6 protein-coding genes and 3 pseudogenes are annotated in these 18,753 nt (G+C 52.1%); all 9 read left to right on the forward strand.

What is annotated here, in order from left to right:
* Positions 1-24 precede the first annotated feature (24 nt).
* Entirely contained in the window at positions 25-531 is a 507-nt protein-coding gene (locus JI735_RS36925) for an ACP S-malonyltransferase (protein ID WP_202676212.1), read from the forward strand.
* Positions 417-1,301 carry an ACP S-malonyltransferase gene (locus tag JI735_RS16990; RefSeq protein WP_202676213.1) on the forward strand — a complete coding sequence of 295 codons (885 nt, stop codon included), beginning with the start codon at positions 417-419 and terminating at the stop codon, positions 1,299-1,301. The genes JI735_RS36925 and JI735_RS16990 overlap by 115 nt, the downstream gene beginning before the upstream one ends.
* The gene (locus JI735_RS16995) at positions 1,291-6,039 is read left to right on the forward strand and encodes a type I polyketide synthase (protein ID WP_051052071.1); all 4,749 of its coding nucleotides are present in this window, start codon (positions 1,291-1,293) and stop codon (positions 6,037-6,039) included. The genes JI735_RS16990 and JI735_RS16995 overlap by 11 nt, the downstream gene beginning before the upstream one ends.
* Entirely contained in the window at positions 6,036-10,793 is a 4,758-nt protein-coding gene (locus JI735_RS17000; protein ID WP_039837487.1) for an SDR family NAD(P)-dependent oxidoreductase, read from the forward strand. Before JI735_RS16995 ends, JI735_RS17000 begins: the two co-directional genes overlap by 4 nt.
* Positions 10,786-12,413: pseudogene (locus tag JI735_RS35885) on the forward strand (type I polyketide synthase); the annotation flags it as partial. The gene JI735_RS17000 and the pseudogene JI735_RS35885, both read left to right, overlap by 8 nt.
* 90 nt (positions 12,414-12,503) lie before the next feature.
* Positions 12,504-15,191 carry an SDR family NAD(P)-dependent oxidoreductase gene (locus JI735_RS37375; RefSeq protein WP_411830128.1) on the forward strand — a complete coding sequence of 896 codons (2,688 nt, stop codon included), beginning with the start codon at positions 12,504-12,506 and terminating at the stop codon, positions 15,189-15,191.
* Between the two features lie 5 nt (positions 15,192-15,196).
* A pseudogene (locus JI735_RS37880) lies at positions 15,197-15,385 on the forward strand (acyl carrier protein); the annotation flags it as partial.
* A gap of 117 nt (positions 15,386-15,502) precedes the next feature.
* Positions 15,503-18,087 (forward strand): annotated as a pseudogene (locus JI735_RS37885) (non-ribosomal peptide synthetase); the annotation flags it as partial.
* A 294-nt stretch (positions 18,088-18,381) separates the two neighbouring features.
* Positions 18,382-18,753 (forward strand): phosphopantetheine-binding protein, encoded by a 372-nt coding sequence (locus JI735_RS37890; RefSeq protein ID WP_411830129.1) that lies wholly within the window; start codon positions 18,382-18,384, stop codon positions 18,751-18,753.

Consider the following 18,753-nt stretch of genomic DNA (forward strand, 5'->3'; position numbering starts at 1 on the left):
GGTAAATAAAGGGAGGATACACAGATGATAAAAATTGCTTTGCTGTTTCCAGGTCAAGGAAGCCAGTACAATATGATGGGCAAAGCCCTGTATGAAAGCTCTGCCGAAGCAAGGGAGATTTTTAGCAGAACCAACGATATCCTCGGCTACGATTTGCTTGCTGTCATCAATGAAGGAAATCTGGACCAATTAACGCGGACTGAATTTGCCCAGCCGGCGATCTTTGCCTACAGTTATGCGATTTTTCAATCCATTTGGAAGGGGAAAAAGTTTTTCCCGTCCTTTATGGCCGGCCACAGCTTAGGGGAGATTACAGCACTTACATGTGCAGGTGTGTTTAAGTATGAAGATGCCCTGCGGCTGGTAATGGAGAGAGCGTCCCTGATGCAGCAGGCTACAACAGAGGGACAGGGGGGATGGCTGCCATTAACGGTCTGCATCCGCTGCTGGTGGAGGAGGAGTGTGCAAGGCTTTCGAATGACGAGGATAAAATCGTGGTGGCTAACTACAATTCCTCGAATCAAGTGGTGATTTCCGGCTCCAAGGCACTGGTCACGCAGGCAGCGGAAAATCTGGCGAAAATCGGGGCGATCAGCATTCCGCTCCAGGTTTCCGCTCCTTTCCATACACCTTATCTTGAAATCAGCAATCAAATATTCCAGCGTGTCCTGGCCGCTACGGATATGTCCGCCATCAACTGGCCGGTTCTGTCCAATGTGGATGCGAAGCCTTATTCCGATCTGGAGGGAATTCGTGCCCGGCTCAGCATGCAAATGGTCAGTGCGGTGAGATGGAAAGAAACGATTGATTATTTGCTGCGCCAAGGCGTGAACACCTTTATCGAGCTGGGTCCGAAGTCGGCTTTGACCAATCTGATCAAACGTGATTTCTCGCATGTACGCGCCTTTTCTTATGAGGAACATAACCAGGAGATCATGGCAATCATCGATGAGCAAATCGCCGAAAAACGCCCTACTCTGGTGTCACGTTCTTTAGCTATCGCTGTGTGTACACGAAATCAGAACTGGGATGAGGCGGAGTACCAACGGGGCGTGATTGAGCCTTACCGGAAGGTGCAGGCACTGAGTAACCGGCTGGAGGAAGAAGGCCGCGAAGAGTCTGCGGAAGACATGAAAGAGGCCATCGAGATGCTCCGCTCGGTTTTTGTTACCAAAAAGGTGCCGCTGGAAGAGCAAAGGGAACGCTTCACGCAAATTTTTGATGAAACCAAGAACAGACATCTATTTGATGACTTTGCCCCGATCATGTTTGACGAAAAGGAAACGGTGTATGAAAAATAAACCTCTGTTCAATCAGATTCAACTCGATTTGGAAGAGGAGCTCCCCCTTTCCTGTGAATCTGCTGAATCAGAGGAAGCCCTCCGCAAAGACATTGCGGTCATTGGGCTGGCAGGGAAGATGCCTGAAGCTCACAACGCCAGGGAGTACTGGACCAATATTACGCTTGGCAGGGATTCGATCCGCCAAATCCCCTTGTCCCGCAAACAGGATTATGAAGAGGTCATGTCCGCTTTGCTGAAAAAGGATTGTCAAAAGGACCAGGCGGCGTATGCGGAAAGCGGGTATTTGGACCGGATTGACGGGTTCGATTGTGAATACTTCTCCATTTCACCGAAGGAGGCGAAGCTGATGGACCCCAATCAGCGCCTCTTTCTGCAATGCTGTGTGGAGGCAATGGAGGATGCCGGATACGGAAAAGGCAAACTGGGCGGAACCCCAACCGGTGTTTTTTTAGGGTATAGCAGCGATTTCGGGGGAGAATACAAGCATTTGCTCAGCGGGGAGAGTGCAGAGCTGGCTGATCTGGCGATGACGGGCAACATCAAATCGATTATCCCGGCACGCTTGGCCTATTGGCTGGATGTGCACGGACCCAGCATGCTTGTCGATACGGCATGCTCCTCTTCGCTGGTCGCCGTTCATCTCGCCTGCCAGTCCATCCGCCGCGGAGAGTGCGGAATGGCATTTGCCGGGGGAGTAAAGGTGCAATTGCAGCCCTTTGAACAATCGAGCACCGGCATTGGCATCGTCTCCTCCGGGTTCAGAACGAGAACCTTTGATCAGAATGCCGATGGAACCGGCCTTGGGGAAGGTGCGGGAGTCGTTCTGCTGAAGGATGCCCGGCAGGCGATACAGGATGGAGACCATATTTATGCCCTCATCAAAGGAAGTGCAGTCAATCAGGATGGACAATCGATTGGCATTACCGCGCCTAACTCCAAAGCCCAGGAGGAGCTGATTATCCGGGCATGGAAGGATGCGGAGGTTCATCCGGAGACCATTTCTTTGATTGAGGCCCATGGGACGGCAACCCGCTTGGGTGACCCTGTGGAGATTGACGGAATTACAAGGGCTTTTGACAGATACACGAGAAAAAAACAGTTTTGCGCGATTGGCTCCATCAAAACGAATATCGGACATTTGGACCATGCGGCAGGGATCTCCGGATTGCTGAAATGTATTCTTGCCTTGCAGCATGAGACATTGCCGCCGACGATACATTTCCAATCCCCGAACCCGAATATCAGTTTCCCCGATTCCCCGGTCTACGTGAATGATGCGGTGCGCGCCTGGGAGAGCGGTGAGCATCCCCGAAGATGCGGGATCAATTCCTTCGGGTTAAGCGGGACGAACTGCCATATGATCCTGGAGCAATACAAAGAGACAGCGGCGGTTGAGCGTGCAGGGAACCGCAGCGCAGACCGCTGGAACATGTTGACGTTATCTGCCAAGAACAGTGATGTGCTGCGCAGGCTCGTCTCTGAGTATCACCAATTCATCAATCAGTCAGAGGCGGTTGATCTGGACAACTTGTGCTATACGGCGAATGCCGGCCGGGACCATCATGTGCATAAGGCGGCAATCGTGTTCAGAAACCGAATGGATTTGCTTGAGAAGCTCCAGTCGCTTAAGCAAGCGGGAGCAGAGAAGATCTCCATGGAACATGTCTATGTGCGTCTGGGCCATGAACAGGCTAACGCCAAAATCCCGGGTTCCTCTCCTGATATACAGGGGATCGTCCAGAAGATGAGGGCTGCAGTTGATCAGCACCGCGGCTCACTTCTGCAGCAGCTGGCACAGTTGTATGTACAGGGGGAAGCGATTCCTTGGCAAAGCTTGTATGCGGACGGACGCTATCAGCTAATCAGCTTGCCTGCCTATCCGTTTCAGGAAACGCGCTGCTGGATCGAACCCAAAGCGTATATGCCAAAGACGGGACCGCTTGCCGGTCAATGTCTGGTCCGCAGCAACGGGGTAGAAATTTATGAAGCCCGGTTCTCCTGCGATACCCACTGGGTTGTGGCTGAACATAAAATCATGGACCATTATGTGCTGCCCGGAACCGCTTATCTGGAGCTCGCCGCTCAAATCCTGAAGCAAACTGTTCCTGAACAGGGCGGGCTTATCATGGAGAATTTCATGTTCCTGCAGCCGCTGCAGATGAAGGAGCATGAACAAAAGAGTGTCCACATTGTGCTGACTAAGCAAAAGTCAGGGACCGATGTGATGGTTACCTCCCTTTCCGGGGAGCTGCCGGATGAATGGGTGGTTCACTGTAAAGGAAAAGTGAGCATCCTGCACAGGGAGGAGCCAAAGAGGCGGATTGCCCTCCCGGAGGTTCTGCAGGAATCGAAGAGACAATCCGTTGCCGGCTATAAACCCGGAGCAGAGGCTCCGGTCCAGACCGGCCCTCATTGGGAGTGCATGAAAGAGATTTATGTGGAGCCTGACCGCATCGCCGCCTTTTTTGAACTGCCGGCTCCTTTTGCCGCAGAAGTCCACGCCTATACCATGCATCCGTCCTTGCTGGATTGTGCTGTTAATATTCCCATCAGCCAGATTCGTGACGGGTTATTTTTGCCGTTTGCTTATAAGCGGATCAAGTTTTATGGCAGCATGCCGCACAGATTTTACAGCATGCTGCAGATGAAAAATAACCAGACCACAGAGCTGCAAGAAACGGTTTCATTCGATATCGTGCTGTTCGATGAAGCCGGGGATGTCTTTGCAGAGATTGAAGAATATTCGTTGAAACGGGTGCATATCGAAGCATTCTCTTCCGCTCCGGTATTGCCCAAAGGAATGTTCCACCGGCTGGGGTGGGAGCGTTCGCCGCTTCATGAACGGGAGCAAGCTGAGGGCAGTATGCCGCTTACGCTTGTTTTTGCCGGACAAGATCCGCTTTCCCATAGGTTTTTGGCTGCTTTGCAAGAGAGAGACATACCGTTTATTTCGGTAGTTATGGGTGAGCGCTTCAACAAACAGGATGATCATCATTACCGGATCAGCGGGAGCCAACAGGATTTTGACCGGTTGTGCGGGGAGATCCAGACAAGGGGGGTGCAGCGGATTCTCCACTGCTTCTCTTGGAGTCCTAGTCCTTCTCTTTCAGGCAGCGATGTAGAGCAGGAGATGAACAAGGGGCTGTTCAGTCTTTTTTATCTGACCAAAAGCCTGGTTGCCCATAATATCCGGGAGAAAATCGATCTCGTCCTCATTGCTGATTCGGCGTATCAGGTTACACAGAACGAGCCTTCGCTGAACCCGATGCACAGCGCCTTCTACCATCTCGGCAAGGTGGTCAGCAGCGAATACGCCCATCTGCGCTGCCGCTGTATTGATCTGGACCCCGAAACGGAGGTCACTGCGCTTCTGGCTGAGCTGGACAACCTGCCTGACCATTACGTAACCGCATATAGAAAAGGCGAACGGTACGGCCAAAGGATGATGGAGCTTCCGCTGTCCAATCCGCTGCCTCAAGAGCTGATTCTGTCCGGCTCGGGATGTTATCTGATCACGGGCGGAACAGGCGGCCTGGGGCTGTCCACCGCAGCTCATCTCGCGCATAAGAAACCGGTCAATCTGGTACTGGTCAGCCGCTCCGGCTTCCCGGATGAAGCGGAATGGGAGGAGATTCTTCAAGAAGGAGAAGCGCATGAGGTTATACGGCGGATCAAAATCCTGCAGCAGATCCAAAAGAACGGCAGTACATATACGTTCTATAGAGCAGACATTTCACGCAGAACCGAACTGGAAAATGTGCTGCAGGATGTACGAAGCAGGTTTGGCAGCATTAATGGCGTAGTGCATGCCGCCGGAGTAGCCGGAGATCAATTCTTGTTCAATAGGGAGGAACAGCGCTTCCGCGAGGTTATTCAATCCAAAATCGCAGGCAGCATCTATCTGGCGGAATTGATTACAGAACCTCTGGAATTTTTTGTTTGCTATTCTTCCGTGTCCTCGCTGGAGGGCACACCCGGACAAGGGGATTATGTGGCGGCCAACGGCTTTCTGGATAGCTTTGTTTACAGTCTGCCCGCCAATCAAAACGGCATCACGCTCAACTGGGCACCTTGGGCAGAGATTGGCATGGCCTATGATTATGGAACGTTCAATCAAGAGCTGATCTTCAATTTGCTGCCTACTCGCGTGGCGATGTCCGCATTTGACGCTGCCTTGGCTTCAGGCGAGAAGCAGGTGGTGATCGGAACCATCAACAAAGAAAATGCGGTGAAGAATTTCCGCAGCAGCTTCTTTTATGAGGGCAATAACCTGCTGATGAATTACGTGGAACCGCAACTTGTTGTTCAGACCGCCCCCTCTGCCAAAGCATCCGCCGGCCTGCCGGAAGGAAGAACCAGTAACCGCTCGCTGCAGTCCATAAAAGAGCTGATCCGCCAGTTGTGGGTGACCCTGCTGGAATCAGAATCCATTGGGCTGGACGATGCTTTTACCTCTATTGGCGGCAATTCGATCTTTGCTGTGTATTTGCTGCAGGAACTCGAAAAAGCTTTTCCAGGCATGCTGGGAATCTCGGATATTTTTACGTATCCCACAATTAACAAGATGGCTGAATATGTATATTCCAGAATGGAGCAAGCTCAACCTTCTTCATCCGCTAAAGCGAATCCTAGCCAGGAGGAAGAGGATCACAACCTTGACCAGATATTACATCGCTTAGCCAATGGCGAATTGGATGTAGATGAGGTTGAGCGATTGCTGGGAGAAGACGAATGAAGGAAACCAAAAAGTACATTTATCAGCAGATCAAGGATCAGCAGTTATCCGTCGACAAGTCCAAGGTTATTCTAAAAGAAATCAAACAGGCGGGCGTGAAGAAGCAGCATAAGGACATTGCGGTCATCGGGATGGCAGGGCGCTTTCCGGGGGCTTCCAATGTGGATGAATACTGGAATAATCTGTTGAATGAGGTTGATTGCATCGGCGATTTCCCCGAGGGCAGACAAAAGGGCGTCGAAGGTTTCATCCAGAAGAGTGTGCCAGGCTCGCTCCAGAAGATCACGTATGAAAAAGGCGGATATTTGGAGCAGATCGATCAGTTCGATTCCGGGTACTTCAAAATTTCCAACAAAGAATCGGAAATGATGGACCCTATCCAGCGGCTGCTGCTGACCACAGTTATGGAGAGCATTGAAGATGCCGGGTATGGCGGCAGCCGGATGGTATCCACCAGAACGGGAGTGTTTATCGGAAGAGATCATACGGTAGGGAACATGTACACACACTTGCTGGATCAGACGGATGAGCTTGCTCTAACCGGGTCTTATACGGGGATATTGTCCAGCCGCATCTCTTATTTCCTGGATCTGAAGGGTCCGAGCATCGTCTTGGATTCGGCTTGTTCATCCGGACTGTTGGCCATACATGATGCCTGCCAGGCGATCCGGAACAACGAGTGCGACATGGCGATTGCAGGCGGAGTCTGTCTGGTTTTTTTTCCTATGAAAAATCCGGCGTTTGGTTTGGTGGAATCCAAGCTGCAGTTGTTGAAGCCGTTTGATAAACAGGCGGATGGAACCTTGTGGGGAGAAGGAATCGGATCATTGCTGCTGAAGCCGCTGGATAAAGCGATTGAGGACCGCGATCCTATCCATGCGGTGATCAAAGGGAGCGCTGTGAATAACGACGGCAGGTCCAACGGGCTTACGGCACCCAATGCGCTTGCACAAGAAGAGCTGTTCACACAAGCTTGGATAAATGCGGAGATTGCGCCTGAAACCATCGGTTTTTATGAAGCGCATGGGACCGGTACCGTTCTTGGAGACCCGATTGAGGTCCAGTCGCTCAGCAATGCTTTCCGAAAATACACCTCTAAAAAACAGTTCTGCGGCATCGGCTCCGTGAAATCGAATATTGGCCATTTGGCGGCGGCTTCGGGAATTGCCTCGGTGATGAAAGCCATTCTGTCACTCAAGCATCAGAAACTCGTCAGCACTCTGCATTTTGATGATCCCAATCCGTTTATCGACTTTGTAGGCTCCCCGGTCTACATGGTCAATAAGCTGCAAGAGTGGAAGCGGGCGCAGGAGGACATTCCGCTGCGGGCAGGGATCAGCTCTTTCGGCTTCAGCGGGACGAATCTCCACCTCGTGCTGGAGGAAGCTCCGGTCAGCCCAAAACATGCTCCGGCAAGCTGCCCGTATCATATCTTTACGGTTTCAGCCAAAGAGAAAACGGTCCTTGCCGAGTGGGTGTCCCGTTATCTGCAGCATATGCAGCGCGCCGGGGATATGGAGCTGGCGGACCTTTGTTACACCGCTGCGACAGGAAGAGGGCATTATGCGTACCGGCTGGCTCTAATCGTCCAGGATATACAGGAGTTGCAGGAAAAATTGTATCGCATCATCCAGGAGCATCCAATAGCCGGACACACGGGCGACGGGATATATTACGGCGAATTCAAAATTGTCCCGGAAAGCAAAAAGGACAAAAGCACCGGGGAGATAACCGAGTCCGGCTTGAATCTCTTGCATGAACAGGCACGTGCAGCGCTTATGGCTTATTCCGGTCAGGATATTCAGGCAGTTTCGGACATTTGCGGCCTGTACGTTCAAGGAGCCGAGATCGATTGGGAAGTTTGGTACCAGCCCGGCGGGTACCAGCGGATTCCACTTCCTGTGTATCCGTTCCAAAAGACAAGCTTTTGGCCGCAGGCAGACCATTCGCCACGAATCCGCACGCTCCTGTCTCCTTCAAGTGAAGGTTTACCCGGCCGCAAAGTATTGGAAACCTATCAGCAATCGGTTTATGAAGTTGAGCTGCGGGTGGAAGAACAATGGCTGCTGCGGGAGCATCTGATGATGGGATTCCATATCGTACCGGCGGCGGGACTGATTGAATGGGCCCGGCAGACCGGCCGCAGCCATGTTGGAGACCTTGCGTTCAGCCTGCAGGATTTTCGTTTTATTAACCCCCTGATTGTCGGTGAGCGCGAAGGGTATCAAGTCCATACGCTGGTAGAAAAACAGGACAGCCAGTTCCGGCTGCAAATCGCCAGCCGCGCCATCCCCGGCAATGCGGGGAGCAATAATGAGTGGAGCCTGAATGCCGAAGGGAAAATCGCACCTTTCAAGCACGCCGGGGCTGCCAGAGTAGATATTCAACAGCTCCTGGAAAATAACGAGTGGGAGCAATTTGAACCGGATTTTGACAGTATTGCGGGCGACACTGCTTTTGGTCCGCGCTGGAACAACATCCAGCAATTGTCCCAAAGCAATGACCGTGTGCTGGTTCACGTGAAATTGGGAGAACGCTATGCGGAGGATTTTTCGGCATACGGTTATCACCCGGCTCTGCTCGATACAGGATTGAATGCAGTCACGATGTTTATTTTACGTGATTTGTATCTTCCGTTTTCCTTCAAGAAATTCACGTTCTATGACAACATGCCAGGTTCCTTTTACAGCTATTTAGTGAAAAGAGCAGCCGGGGGAGATAACAAGGAGACTATTTCCTACGACATCAGCCTGATAGATGAGCAAGGGAACGTGTTCGCGGAAGTTGAGAACTACACCTTGAAAAAAGTGCCCGCAGCAATGGTCACCAAGGATCTGTTCCACCAGCTTCATTGGGTGAAGGAGCCACGGACGGCAGCTGGAAGAAACATGGCAGACGGCACTGTCCTTCTGTTTGGAGACGAAAGAGGACGATCCGCCGAATTGATCCGGCTGCTTGCGGCAAGGGGCGCAGAGGTGATTCGGGTCCGTCACGGTGAGGCGTATAGCCGGGAACAGGACTCCAGCTACACGGTCGGCAATGAGGAAGGTGATTATCAACGCTTGTTCGCTGATCTGCAGGACCGGAAAGTCAGCAGAATCATTCATAGCTATGCTCTGGATGCGGGAGGTGAAACCTCCGGACCCGGCCATCTGCAAGTACTTCAGGCGAAGAGCATCCAAAGTCTGTTCTATATAGTGAAGTCGCTGGTCCAAGCCAAATACAAGCAGGCGATTGATCTGGTGCTGTTAGGGCAGTATGGCTTTGAGATTACCGGGCATGAGGAAGCGCTTGAACCTTGTCAGACCGCCTTTTTCAATCTCGGGAAGGCCGTGGCGGCAGAGTATCCGAATATGAGCTGCCGCAGTATTGACCTGGACGATCAGACAGCATGGGCAGCCATACTGGATGAAATAGAGGATGGACAGAATGTCTATCAAGTTGCCTATAGGGCAAATGAACGGTATGTTCAGGAGTTTGGCCGTTATTCAGGGGAACCGGTACAGTCCGGACAGCCGCCAGAGCTTCAAGAAGGCGGTTTGTATCTGATTACTGGCGGAACCGGCGGGATCGGGCTGGAAATCGCCAGGTATTTGTCCTCCCTGAACAAGATTTGCCTGGGTCTGTTAAGCCGCAGCGGGCAGAACGGAAATGACGGGAAGCGAAGCCGGAGAATGGAGATTCTGGAGGAGATCGAACGCTCGGGAAGCCGGGTGATGGTGTGTCCATGCGATGTCACAGATGAGCAGGAGCTTGCTGCCGGTCTGGATAAGCTGAGGGAAGCCTTCGGTCCGGTCAAGGGAGTCATCCATGCGGCTGGACTGGCCGGCAGCGGATTTTTGTTTACCAAAACCTGGGCGGAATTCTGCAGGGTCACAAAACCCAAAATAGAAGGTACTTATCTGTTGCATAGCCTGATCAAGGAGCCTCTCGACTTTTTCATGCTGTTCTCTTCGGTTGCAACACTGGAAGGAAGTCCGGGCCAGGGCGACTATATCGCGGGAAACGGCTATTTGGATGGATTTGCCCCCTATTTGCGCAGACAAGGGATTCGCGGAACCACGCTGAACTGGGCAGTCTGGGAAGAGGTTGGCATGGCTGTAGACTACGGTGCGGTAACGGGCAGCGGCATCTGCAAGCCGTTAAAAACGCATGAGGCGATAGCCGCTTTTGGACAAGCGATAGCCATGGACTGCAGCCAGGTGATGATCGGTTCACTCAACCTGGATATGCTTGCAGCCGTGCAGGAAAGCTCCTTATTAAGGATAGAGGATGGACTGATCCGCAGGCTGGGCGTCCCCAAGCAGACTGTCCATGACACCTTCCCGTTTACCATCACGGGCCGTGCCGACGGGAATTATGATGAAATCGAACAAGCCGTCTCACGAATCTGGGCAGAAACGATGCATTTGCCGTCTGTGAATATCTACAGCAGCTTTCTGGATGTTGGCGGGGACTCTCTGATCGCAACCCAACTGCTCAGAAAGCTGGAAATCGAGTTTCCGGGCATCCTCGACTTGCCGGATTTGTTCACGTATTCTTCGGTAGCCGAGCTGTCCGGCTATATTAAGCAGCAGCGTGGCCGGCAGCAAGTGAAACCTGCCGAATCCGCAGCCGCAAATCCGGGTCCTCCTTCCGGGGATTCGCTTGATGTGCAGCTGCAATCGATTATGGACAAGCTTACTTCCGATGAACGAACCGTAGAAGATTTGGTGGAGCTTTTATCCCAACGGAGGAATCGTATTGATGAGTAACATCGATCTGTTAAATGCCGAAATTCTGGAGAGCGTCAAGGCCAACCGTCTGGACCAAAAGCTCGCGCTGAAAATTCTGCACCAATTAAACAGCGGCCCGGCGGAAGCGGAGAACCGTACAGCCGATGATATCGCCATCATTGGCATCGCCTGCCGCTTTCCTTTTGCCGACACGCTTGAGGAGTACTGGGACAACCTGCTTAACGGAATCAATGGCATCACGGATTTTCCGCTGAAGAGACGTAAGGATATCGATCCTTTATTGCGAAAAGTGATGGAGACGCCCGTATACGGCAAAGGAAGCTATCTGGAAGAAGTTGATTCGTTCGATGCTGAATATTTTCGCCTGTCCCCAAGGAAGCCGAGTTCATGGACCCGCATCAGCGCCTGATGCTGGAGGTTGCCGCTGAAGCGATTGAAGATGCCGGATATATGGGTGAAAAAATATACGGGACACAAACAGGAGTATTCATTGGAAGGGACCACCACTCTTCCGGACTGTATCAGCAATTCATCGACTCTTCCAACGAGTTGGCTATGACCGGCAATCTTCCCAGTTTTATTTCAGGAAGGATTGCCTTTTTCTTTAATTTGACCGGCCCCAATCAGGTCATTGATACCGCATGCTCCTCCGGATTAGTTGCCCTGCACCAGGGCTGTGAATCACTTAGGCATAAGGAATGTACAATGGCCATTGTCGGCGGAATCAGTCTCAACCTGCTGCCGCTTGCCAACTCTTCGTTCAAAATTGTGGAAAACAATGACGGCAAGGTGCGCCCCTTCGATAAAAATGCTACGGGAACGACTTGGGGAGAAGGGCTGTCTGCCATCATGATCAAGCCGTTGCGCGAAGCGCTCAAAGACAAGGACCGGATCTACTCAGTGGTCAAAGGCAGCGGGGTGAACAGCGATGGAGCATCCAACTACATTACAGCTCCCAATCCGGAAGCTCAGGAGCGGCTGCTGATTGATGTATGGACTAAGGCCGGAGTACATCCGGAAACCATTTCTTACATCGAAACCCACGGGACAGGAACTGTGATTGGAGACCCTATCGAAGTGAAGGCGATGAAGCAGGCCTTTGATCAATATACGAATAAAAAACAATTTTGCGGACTTGGGTCTGTAAAGTCCAATATCGGTCATCTCGTGGGTGCTTCGGGAATGGCCTCCCTTATCAAGGTCATCCTGTCCATGAAGCACCGGCAGCTGGTTCCCACGATCCACTTTGAAGAGCCGAATCCATATATTCCATTCTCCCAGTCGCCATTCTATATGGTGGACAAGCCGCTTGCCTGGGAAGCTGCCCAGGGGCCGCGGCGCGCGGGCATCAGTTCTTTTGGTTTTAGCGGCATGAACTGTCATGTGCTTCTGGAGGAATGGCAGCAGGAAGATCAGCAGACGGTGCGGGCGGAACCGGAGCAACCGCGGATTTTTCCCGTATCTGCAAAGACGAAGTCCGGTTTGCTGGAGTTATTGCAAAGGTATTCTCAATTTCTGCAAACCCATCAGCACGCGGATTTTCAGAATCTCGTCTATACGGCCCAGCTTGGCCGCGAGCATTTCGCCCACCGGCTGGCCATTATCGCCAAGGATGCCTCTGAGTTATGGCGGGCAATCGCTGCGGTCCTTCTGAACGATGTGGAACAGCTTCCTGAATCCATCGGGTATTACGGGTATTTCCCCATCAGGCAAAAGGCGAAAAATAATATGGCTCAGCAGGACCTGTCGGAGGCCAAAACGAGGGCCGCCTATGACAAAGCCCACCGGCTGGTCCGGCAAATCGCTGAAAACCCTGCACAGGCTGCCGAGGACTCTCTTGAAGAGCTGGCTCAATTATATGTCCAGGGCACGCGCGTCGACTGGAACGCACTATGGACCGGACAAGCCGTACAGACTGTCCGGCTCCCGGTCTATCCTTTTACCAAAACAAGGCACTGGCCGGCACCTGCGCCAAATGAAGGAGCAATCCCGGGTGTTCCGGGGCCGCTTCTGGGCGAGTGTACCGTCAAAACAGCGGGAATGCGGATATACGCCGCGACGCTGTCCGGCAAAGAGCATTGGCTTCTGCAAGAGCACCGTATTCTCGGGAATGGTGTCTGGCCGGGAGTGGCCTATCTCGAAATGGCCAAGGCCGCAAGCGGGTATTTCTTTGCCGGGGAGAATGTAGTGCTGAGGCAGGTCACCTTGCAAAATATGCTGATCTGCCCGCCGGATGAGACCAGGGTTGTTCATACGATTATTCGTGAGGAGGAAGATCATGCTGCCTTTACGATAGCCAGTATGAAGGAAGGCGGACACACGGAGAACTGGATCATCCATGCACAAGGGGAGATCTATCCGCAGGCTGAGCCCAAGATGCCTGTAATTGCGCTGGAACCGCTGATTCAGGAGATGAACGAAGAGAATGTTGAACTATTTACTCCGATTCTTACGGCGGGAATTCAGTATGGACCAAGCTGGAAGTGCATCCGCAGGTTTTACCAGAACGACAGTGCCGCTGTGCTCCATATCGAATCAACGGATGGGGCTTCAGCACGTGAACAATTTTCGCTTCATCCTGCACTTATGGACACGGCGCTCAGTTTCTGGCATCTGCTGAGACAAAGGGAAGAAGCGGCTGATATGCCGGCATTTCCCTTCTATTATGAATCCATCCGCATCTTTGGTGTGATGCCGGCTTCCTTTTTCAGCTATGTGCGGAAAAGGGAGATGCGCATAGATCACCGGGAGACGGCCTCCTACGATATCAGCCTGATCGATGAGGCCGGCAATGTTTTTGCGGAAGTGGAGAATTATACCTTGAAGAAAGTTGCTCCGGCGCTGATTTCAAAAGACCTTTTCTACCGGATCAATTGGGTGAAGTCTCCTCGGCCGGATGGAGGAAGCCGGATAGGGGGGACTGTACTCCTGTTCGGAAACGAGTGCAGGGCAACCCGGGAATTCATCAGGCACATGGAGGCAGGAGACGTTGAGCTGATTCAGGTCGTCCAAGGGGATGCGTATCGTAAAGAGAAGAACAGCCGTTATGTAGTAGGTAATGAAGTAGCGGATTATCTTCAACTGTTTGCCGATTTGCAGGGCCGGAACGTAAGCCGGATGATTCATGGTTATGCCCTTGACGAAGGCTGCAGGGCAGACAGTTTCTCCAGTTTGCAGGCGGTCCAGGAAAAGAGTGTCCAAAGCCTGTTTTTTATCATAAAAGCGTTGGTTCAGGCGAAATACAAAGAGCAGATCGAGTTGGTGCTGCTTGGCAAACATGGCTATGAGGTCACCGGGGGCGAAAAAGAGCTTGAACCCTGCTATGCGGCCTTCTTCAATCTGGGGAAGGTTGCGGATACGGAGTATCCTAACTTGAAGTGCCGCAGTATAGACCTCGATGATGAGACAGAATGGGGAGCGGTACTGGAGGAAATCTTCGGGGAGCGCACTGCGTATCAGGTGGCCTACCGCGAGAATGAGCGATTTGTCGAGGAGCTTGCCCGCTATGCAGAGGAAGAGCCGGAAGAGCCGCTTGCGCTGCAGGAAGGCGGTTTGTATGTAATCACCGGCGGAACCGGCGGGATCGGGCTGGAGCTTGCCAGGTACCTGTCCTCGAAGAGCAAGGTCAAGCTCGGACTCTTAAGCCGCAGCGGCCTGCCGCCCCGTGAGGCATGGGAGGATATCAGGCAAAGCGGAGCAGAGACGGGAACAGGCCGGAAAATTGAGATTCTGGAAGAAATCGAACGCTCAGGCAGCCAGGTCATGGTATGTCCGTGCGACATCAGTGATGGGCAGCAGCTTGAACACTGCCTGATGCAGCTAAGAGAAGCGTATGGACCGGTCAAAGGGATCATCCATGCGGCAGGAATCGCCGGCAGCGGTTATCTGTTCACCAAAGACTGGTCTGATTTTACCCGGGTGACAGCACCCAAGATCGAGGGCACTTATCTGCTGTACAGCTTGCTGCAGGAGCAGCCGGACTTTTTTGTTCTGTTCTCCTCAATAGCCACCCTGGAAGGCAGTCCCGGCCAAAGTGATTACGCAGCGGGGAACGGCTACCTTGACGGGTTTGCCCATTTTTTACGCAGAAAAGGTGTCCGCGGGCTTACCCTTAACTGGACTGCCTGGGAAGAGACGGGCATGGCGCTGGATAACGGCGCACTGGGGAGCGGAATATACCGGCCGTTGAAGACCAATGCAGCGGTTCGTGCGTTCAGCCGGGCCCTCCAGTTGGAGGAACCCCGCGTGATCATTGCGGACATACGTTTGGATCAGTTGGATGAAACTGTTACCGGTAAACTTCCACTGCAGCTATCACCTGATCTGAGGAGAACCGGCAATCGGGTTGCACCCCCCGTCCCGTTGCAGCGGCGGCTGATACCATTGCAATTATCGGCAAAAGCGGGGCCGCGATAAGTGAAATGGAACAAGCAGTAGCGCAATTGTGGGCGAAGACATTCGGGCTGAAGGAAATGGATATATCGAAAAATTTCTATGAGCTGGGCGGAGATTCCATCATGGCTACGCAGATGGCTAACCTCCTCAATACACAGCTGCACCAAAAGCTGAGTATTGCCGAAATTTTTGAATATCCAACGGTATCCGAGCTTGCGGCTTATCTTGAGCAATCCCTTCCTTCCCGGAATGAGGCACCTGCAAAGACGGCAGGCTCAGAGGCTCCAAACGCCGGTTATGATCTTTCCAAGGCACAGTACCGGATTTGGTTTTTGCAAAACTATGATCCCCAGACTACGGCTTATCATTTACCGGTTGTCAAGCAGATCCGCGAGGCGGTTGATCTGGCGGTCCTGCAGCAGGGGCTCGACCTCCTGACCCGGCGCCACTCTTCGCTGCGGACCGTAATCAAAAATATGAACGGGGTTCCGAAGCAGTTCGTTGTGCCGGACAAAAGCCATGTGATCCATTTTACGGATTATGCACAGGAACCGCATAAGAAGCTGCTCTCGTCAAAACGGCTGGAGGAACTGAATACAACCGCTTTTGAGCTGGAGCAAAATTTGTTCCGGGCGGAGCTGCACCGGTATGAGGAAAGCGATTATCTCTTATATATCAATATGCATCATATCATTTCGGATGGATGGAGCATGGGGGTGTTTTTCCGCGAATGGATGGAGCTGTATGACCAAATCCGGTCCAAGCGCCCCATTCAATTAGCGCCGATTGCTTTGCAGCCTGTGGATTGGGTAGAGCAGGAGAAGCTCTGGATCGGGTCAGGGGATTACCTGAACATGGAAAAATACTGGATGAAAGAGCTGGCCCAGCCGCTTCCGGTTCTGGAACTGCCAACCGATTATGACCGCCCGCATTCCATCGCCTATGACGGAAGCTATATTAAATTCACGGTTTCAGAAGAGGTTACCGGGCAGCTGCGCTTGCTGGCAAGAAACCGCTCATCGACCCTGTACATGACTGTTCTGGCCATCTATTTTCTTTTTTGAAGAAACTCAGCCAGGAAGAGGACATTATCATCGGGTTCCCGGTTTCAGGAAGAGAGCAGCAGGAATGGGAGAATATCATCGGATTATTTATGAATATGGTATGCATTCGTGTGGATTTCCGGGAGCTTAGCAGCTTTGGCGGGGTATTGGAGGAGGTCAAACGGAAATGCCTAAAAGCCTATGCCAACGGCAGATATCCGTTCAATACGCTGGTAGAGAAGCTGAATCCGGAAAGAGACCCGAGCAGAACCCCTGTGTTTTCTACCATTTTTCAGCTATACGATAATGTTCCCCAGGACAATGACAGAATGAGCCTCTACGATTTGAGCTGTATCTGCAAAATGGATGGCGGACAAATCGAAGTCAGGCTGGAGTACAAGACCTCACTTTTCACAGAAGAGACAATACAAAACTATGCCTGCTATTTAACGCATCTGATTAACCAGGTCATCGCGGACCCTGAGGGACAGCTTAGCCGTTATGAATTGTTGGATGCCCGTCACAAAGCGGAGATTATGAACGAATTCAATCCCCTACCGGTTCCCATGAATCCGCCGGATCAGGTCTGTCGTTTATTTGAAGCGCAAGTGGAGCAGAACCCTGACCAAACGGCTGTGGTCTTTGAGGGAGAACAGGTTAGCTACAGGGAACTGGATGAGCTGTCCAATCAACTGGCAGCCTTTCTGGTGCAGCTTGAGCAGGAACCGGCCGATCCGGTTGGCGTCTATCTGGGACGCGGCATCCATATGATTGCTGTGCTTCTTGGCATTCTCAAGTCTGGCCGTCCATACGTCCCGCTTGATCCGGATTTCCCGCCTGAGCGGATCGCGTATATGATCAGACACAGCGGGCTTAGAACCGTTGTCTCGGACGGTGCGTCTATTCCCAAGCTGCTGGAATTAGCCGGTGATGTTCTGAAGGCGGTCATCGATGTTGCAGGCGATTCCACCCCGGCGGGAACAGCGGATCATCTATCCTGCTATCAGTACTCTGATATCCGCAAGCAGCCTGTGGCCCGTATCCGGCCCAAAGCCGTTTCTGAACTGATGTACATCATCTATACTTCAGGTTCCACGGGAACCCCTAAGGGAGTCATGGTCAGTCAGCCCAATGTGATCAACTATCTTTTGTGGAGCCGGCAGCAGTTCCAATTGGGACCGCAGCACCACATGATGCTGGTCACCTCGATCAGCTTTGATATTTCAGTCTTTGAAATCTTTGGTTGTCTGTCCAGCGGGGCAACCCTGCATGTTGTATCTTCAGACAGGCTCAGAGACCCTGCACTATTGTTAGCTTATATTAATCAACATAAGATTAATTTCTGGCACTCGGTACCTGCATTGATGAATCAATTTCTGTTCGGACTCTCTTCGCAGGATGAGAAGGAGATAGCGTGTTTGCAGCATTTTGATACCGTTGCAGTTGGCGGCGAAGCCTGGAGCCCTAAGCTGGCAGGAGATATCCGGAGAAGCTTTCCCCATGCCAAACTATACAATTTGTACGGTCCTACGGAAGCAACGATCTGGGCGACATGTTATGAAGCCGCAAGCGATTTGACAGGCAAAACGATAGTGCCGCTCGGCCAACCGATTTCCAACAACCGGATTTTCATACTGGATAAGGACGGGAACTTGTGCGGGCCAGGGATTCCGGGTGAAATCTGCATCAGCGGAGCCGGTGTCACGCCGGGCTATTTCAGAGACGGGGAGACAACAGCCGGTGTGTACCGTACCCATCCATTTACGGATCAGATCGTATACCACACTGGAGATATAGGTAAATACGGCATGGGTGGCCAGCTCGAATATATTGCCCGGAAAGATGGAATGGTCAAGGTAAGGGGTTACCGGATTGAAGCAGGCGAAATTGAACATACCCTCTACAGACTGGAAGGGCTGAAGACGGCTGCTGTTGTTGCGGTAAACGAAGGAGAGTCGAACAAACTGATCTGCTACTATACATCGGCACGCGACATCCCGGTCCGGGAGATTCAAGCTTGCTTACAACAACCCTTGCCTTTGTATATGATCCCTTCCCGGTTTATCCGTTTGGAAGCCCTGCCCGCTACATCCAATGGTAAAATCGACAGAAAAGCGCTGCAGGCGCTGCCTCTTCTGATGGAACCCGCTGAAGCTGAAAAAGCGGAGATGCAATTGCCGGAGAATGAGGCGGAGGAATTTTTGCTGCAGGTGTGGCGCGAATTGCTGGGAATAGACAACATCGGGACGGAACAAAATTTCTTCGATATCGGCGGAAATTCGCATCTGATCGTCCAGCTTCAAGCCAGAATCGAACAGAAATACATGAAGCGGGTCAAGGTCATTGATCTGTTCCGGTGCAAAACGGTCCGCGCCATGGCAGATTACATCCAGGGGAATGCTCAGGAACCCGGACAGGCTGACGCCAAAACCAAAACCGGAAAAACACAGGATGACATCAGCGATATCATGCAGCTTCTGGATGAATACAGCGAAGGCGAAACCTCCGTCGAGGAAATCCTAAAGAAACTGGGAGAGTGA

Source organism: Paenibacillus sonchi, from assembly GCF_016772475.1.
GTDB lineage: Bacteria > Bacillota > Bacilli > Paenibacillales > Paenibacillaceae > Paenibacillus_AQ > Paenibacillus_AQ sonchi.

Coding starts and splice junctions, on each gene's coding strand:
- JI735_RS36925 (WP_202676212.1), top strand. CDS start 25: ATGATAAAAATTGCTTTGCTGTTTCCAGGTCAAGGAAGCCAGTACAAT.
- JI735_RS16990 (WP_202676213.1), top strand. CDS start 417: ATGGCTGCCATTAACGGTCTGCATCCGCTGCTGGTGGAGGAGGAGTGT.
- JI735_RS16995 (WP_051052071.1), top strand. CDS start 1,291: ATGAAAAATAAACCTCTGTTCAATCAGATTCAACTCGATTTGGAAGAG.
- JI735_RS17000 (WP_039837487.1), top strand. CDS start 6,036: ATGAAGGAAACCAAAAAGTACATTTATCAGCAGATCAAGGATCAGCAG.
- JI735_RS37375 (WP_411830128.1), top strand. CDS start 12,504: ATGGCTCAGCAGGACCTGTCGGAGGCCAAAACGAGGGCCGCCTATGAC.
- JI735_RS37890 (WP_411830129.1), top strand. CDS start 18,382: ATGCAATTGCCGGAGAATGAGGCGGAGGAATTTTTGCTGCAGGTGTGG.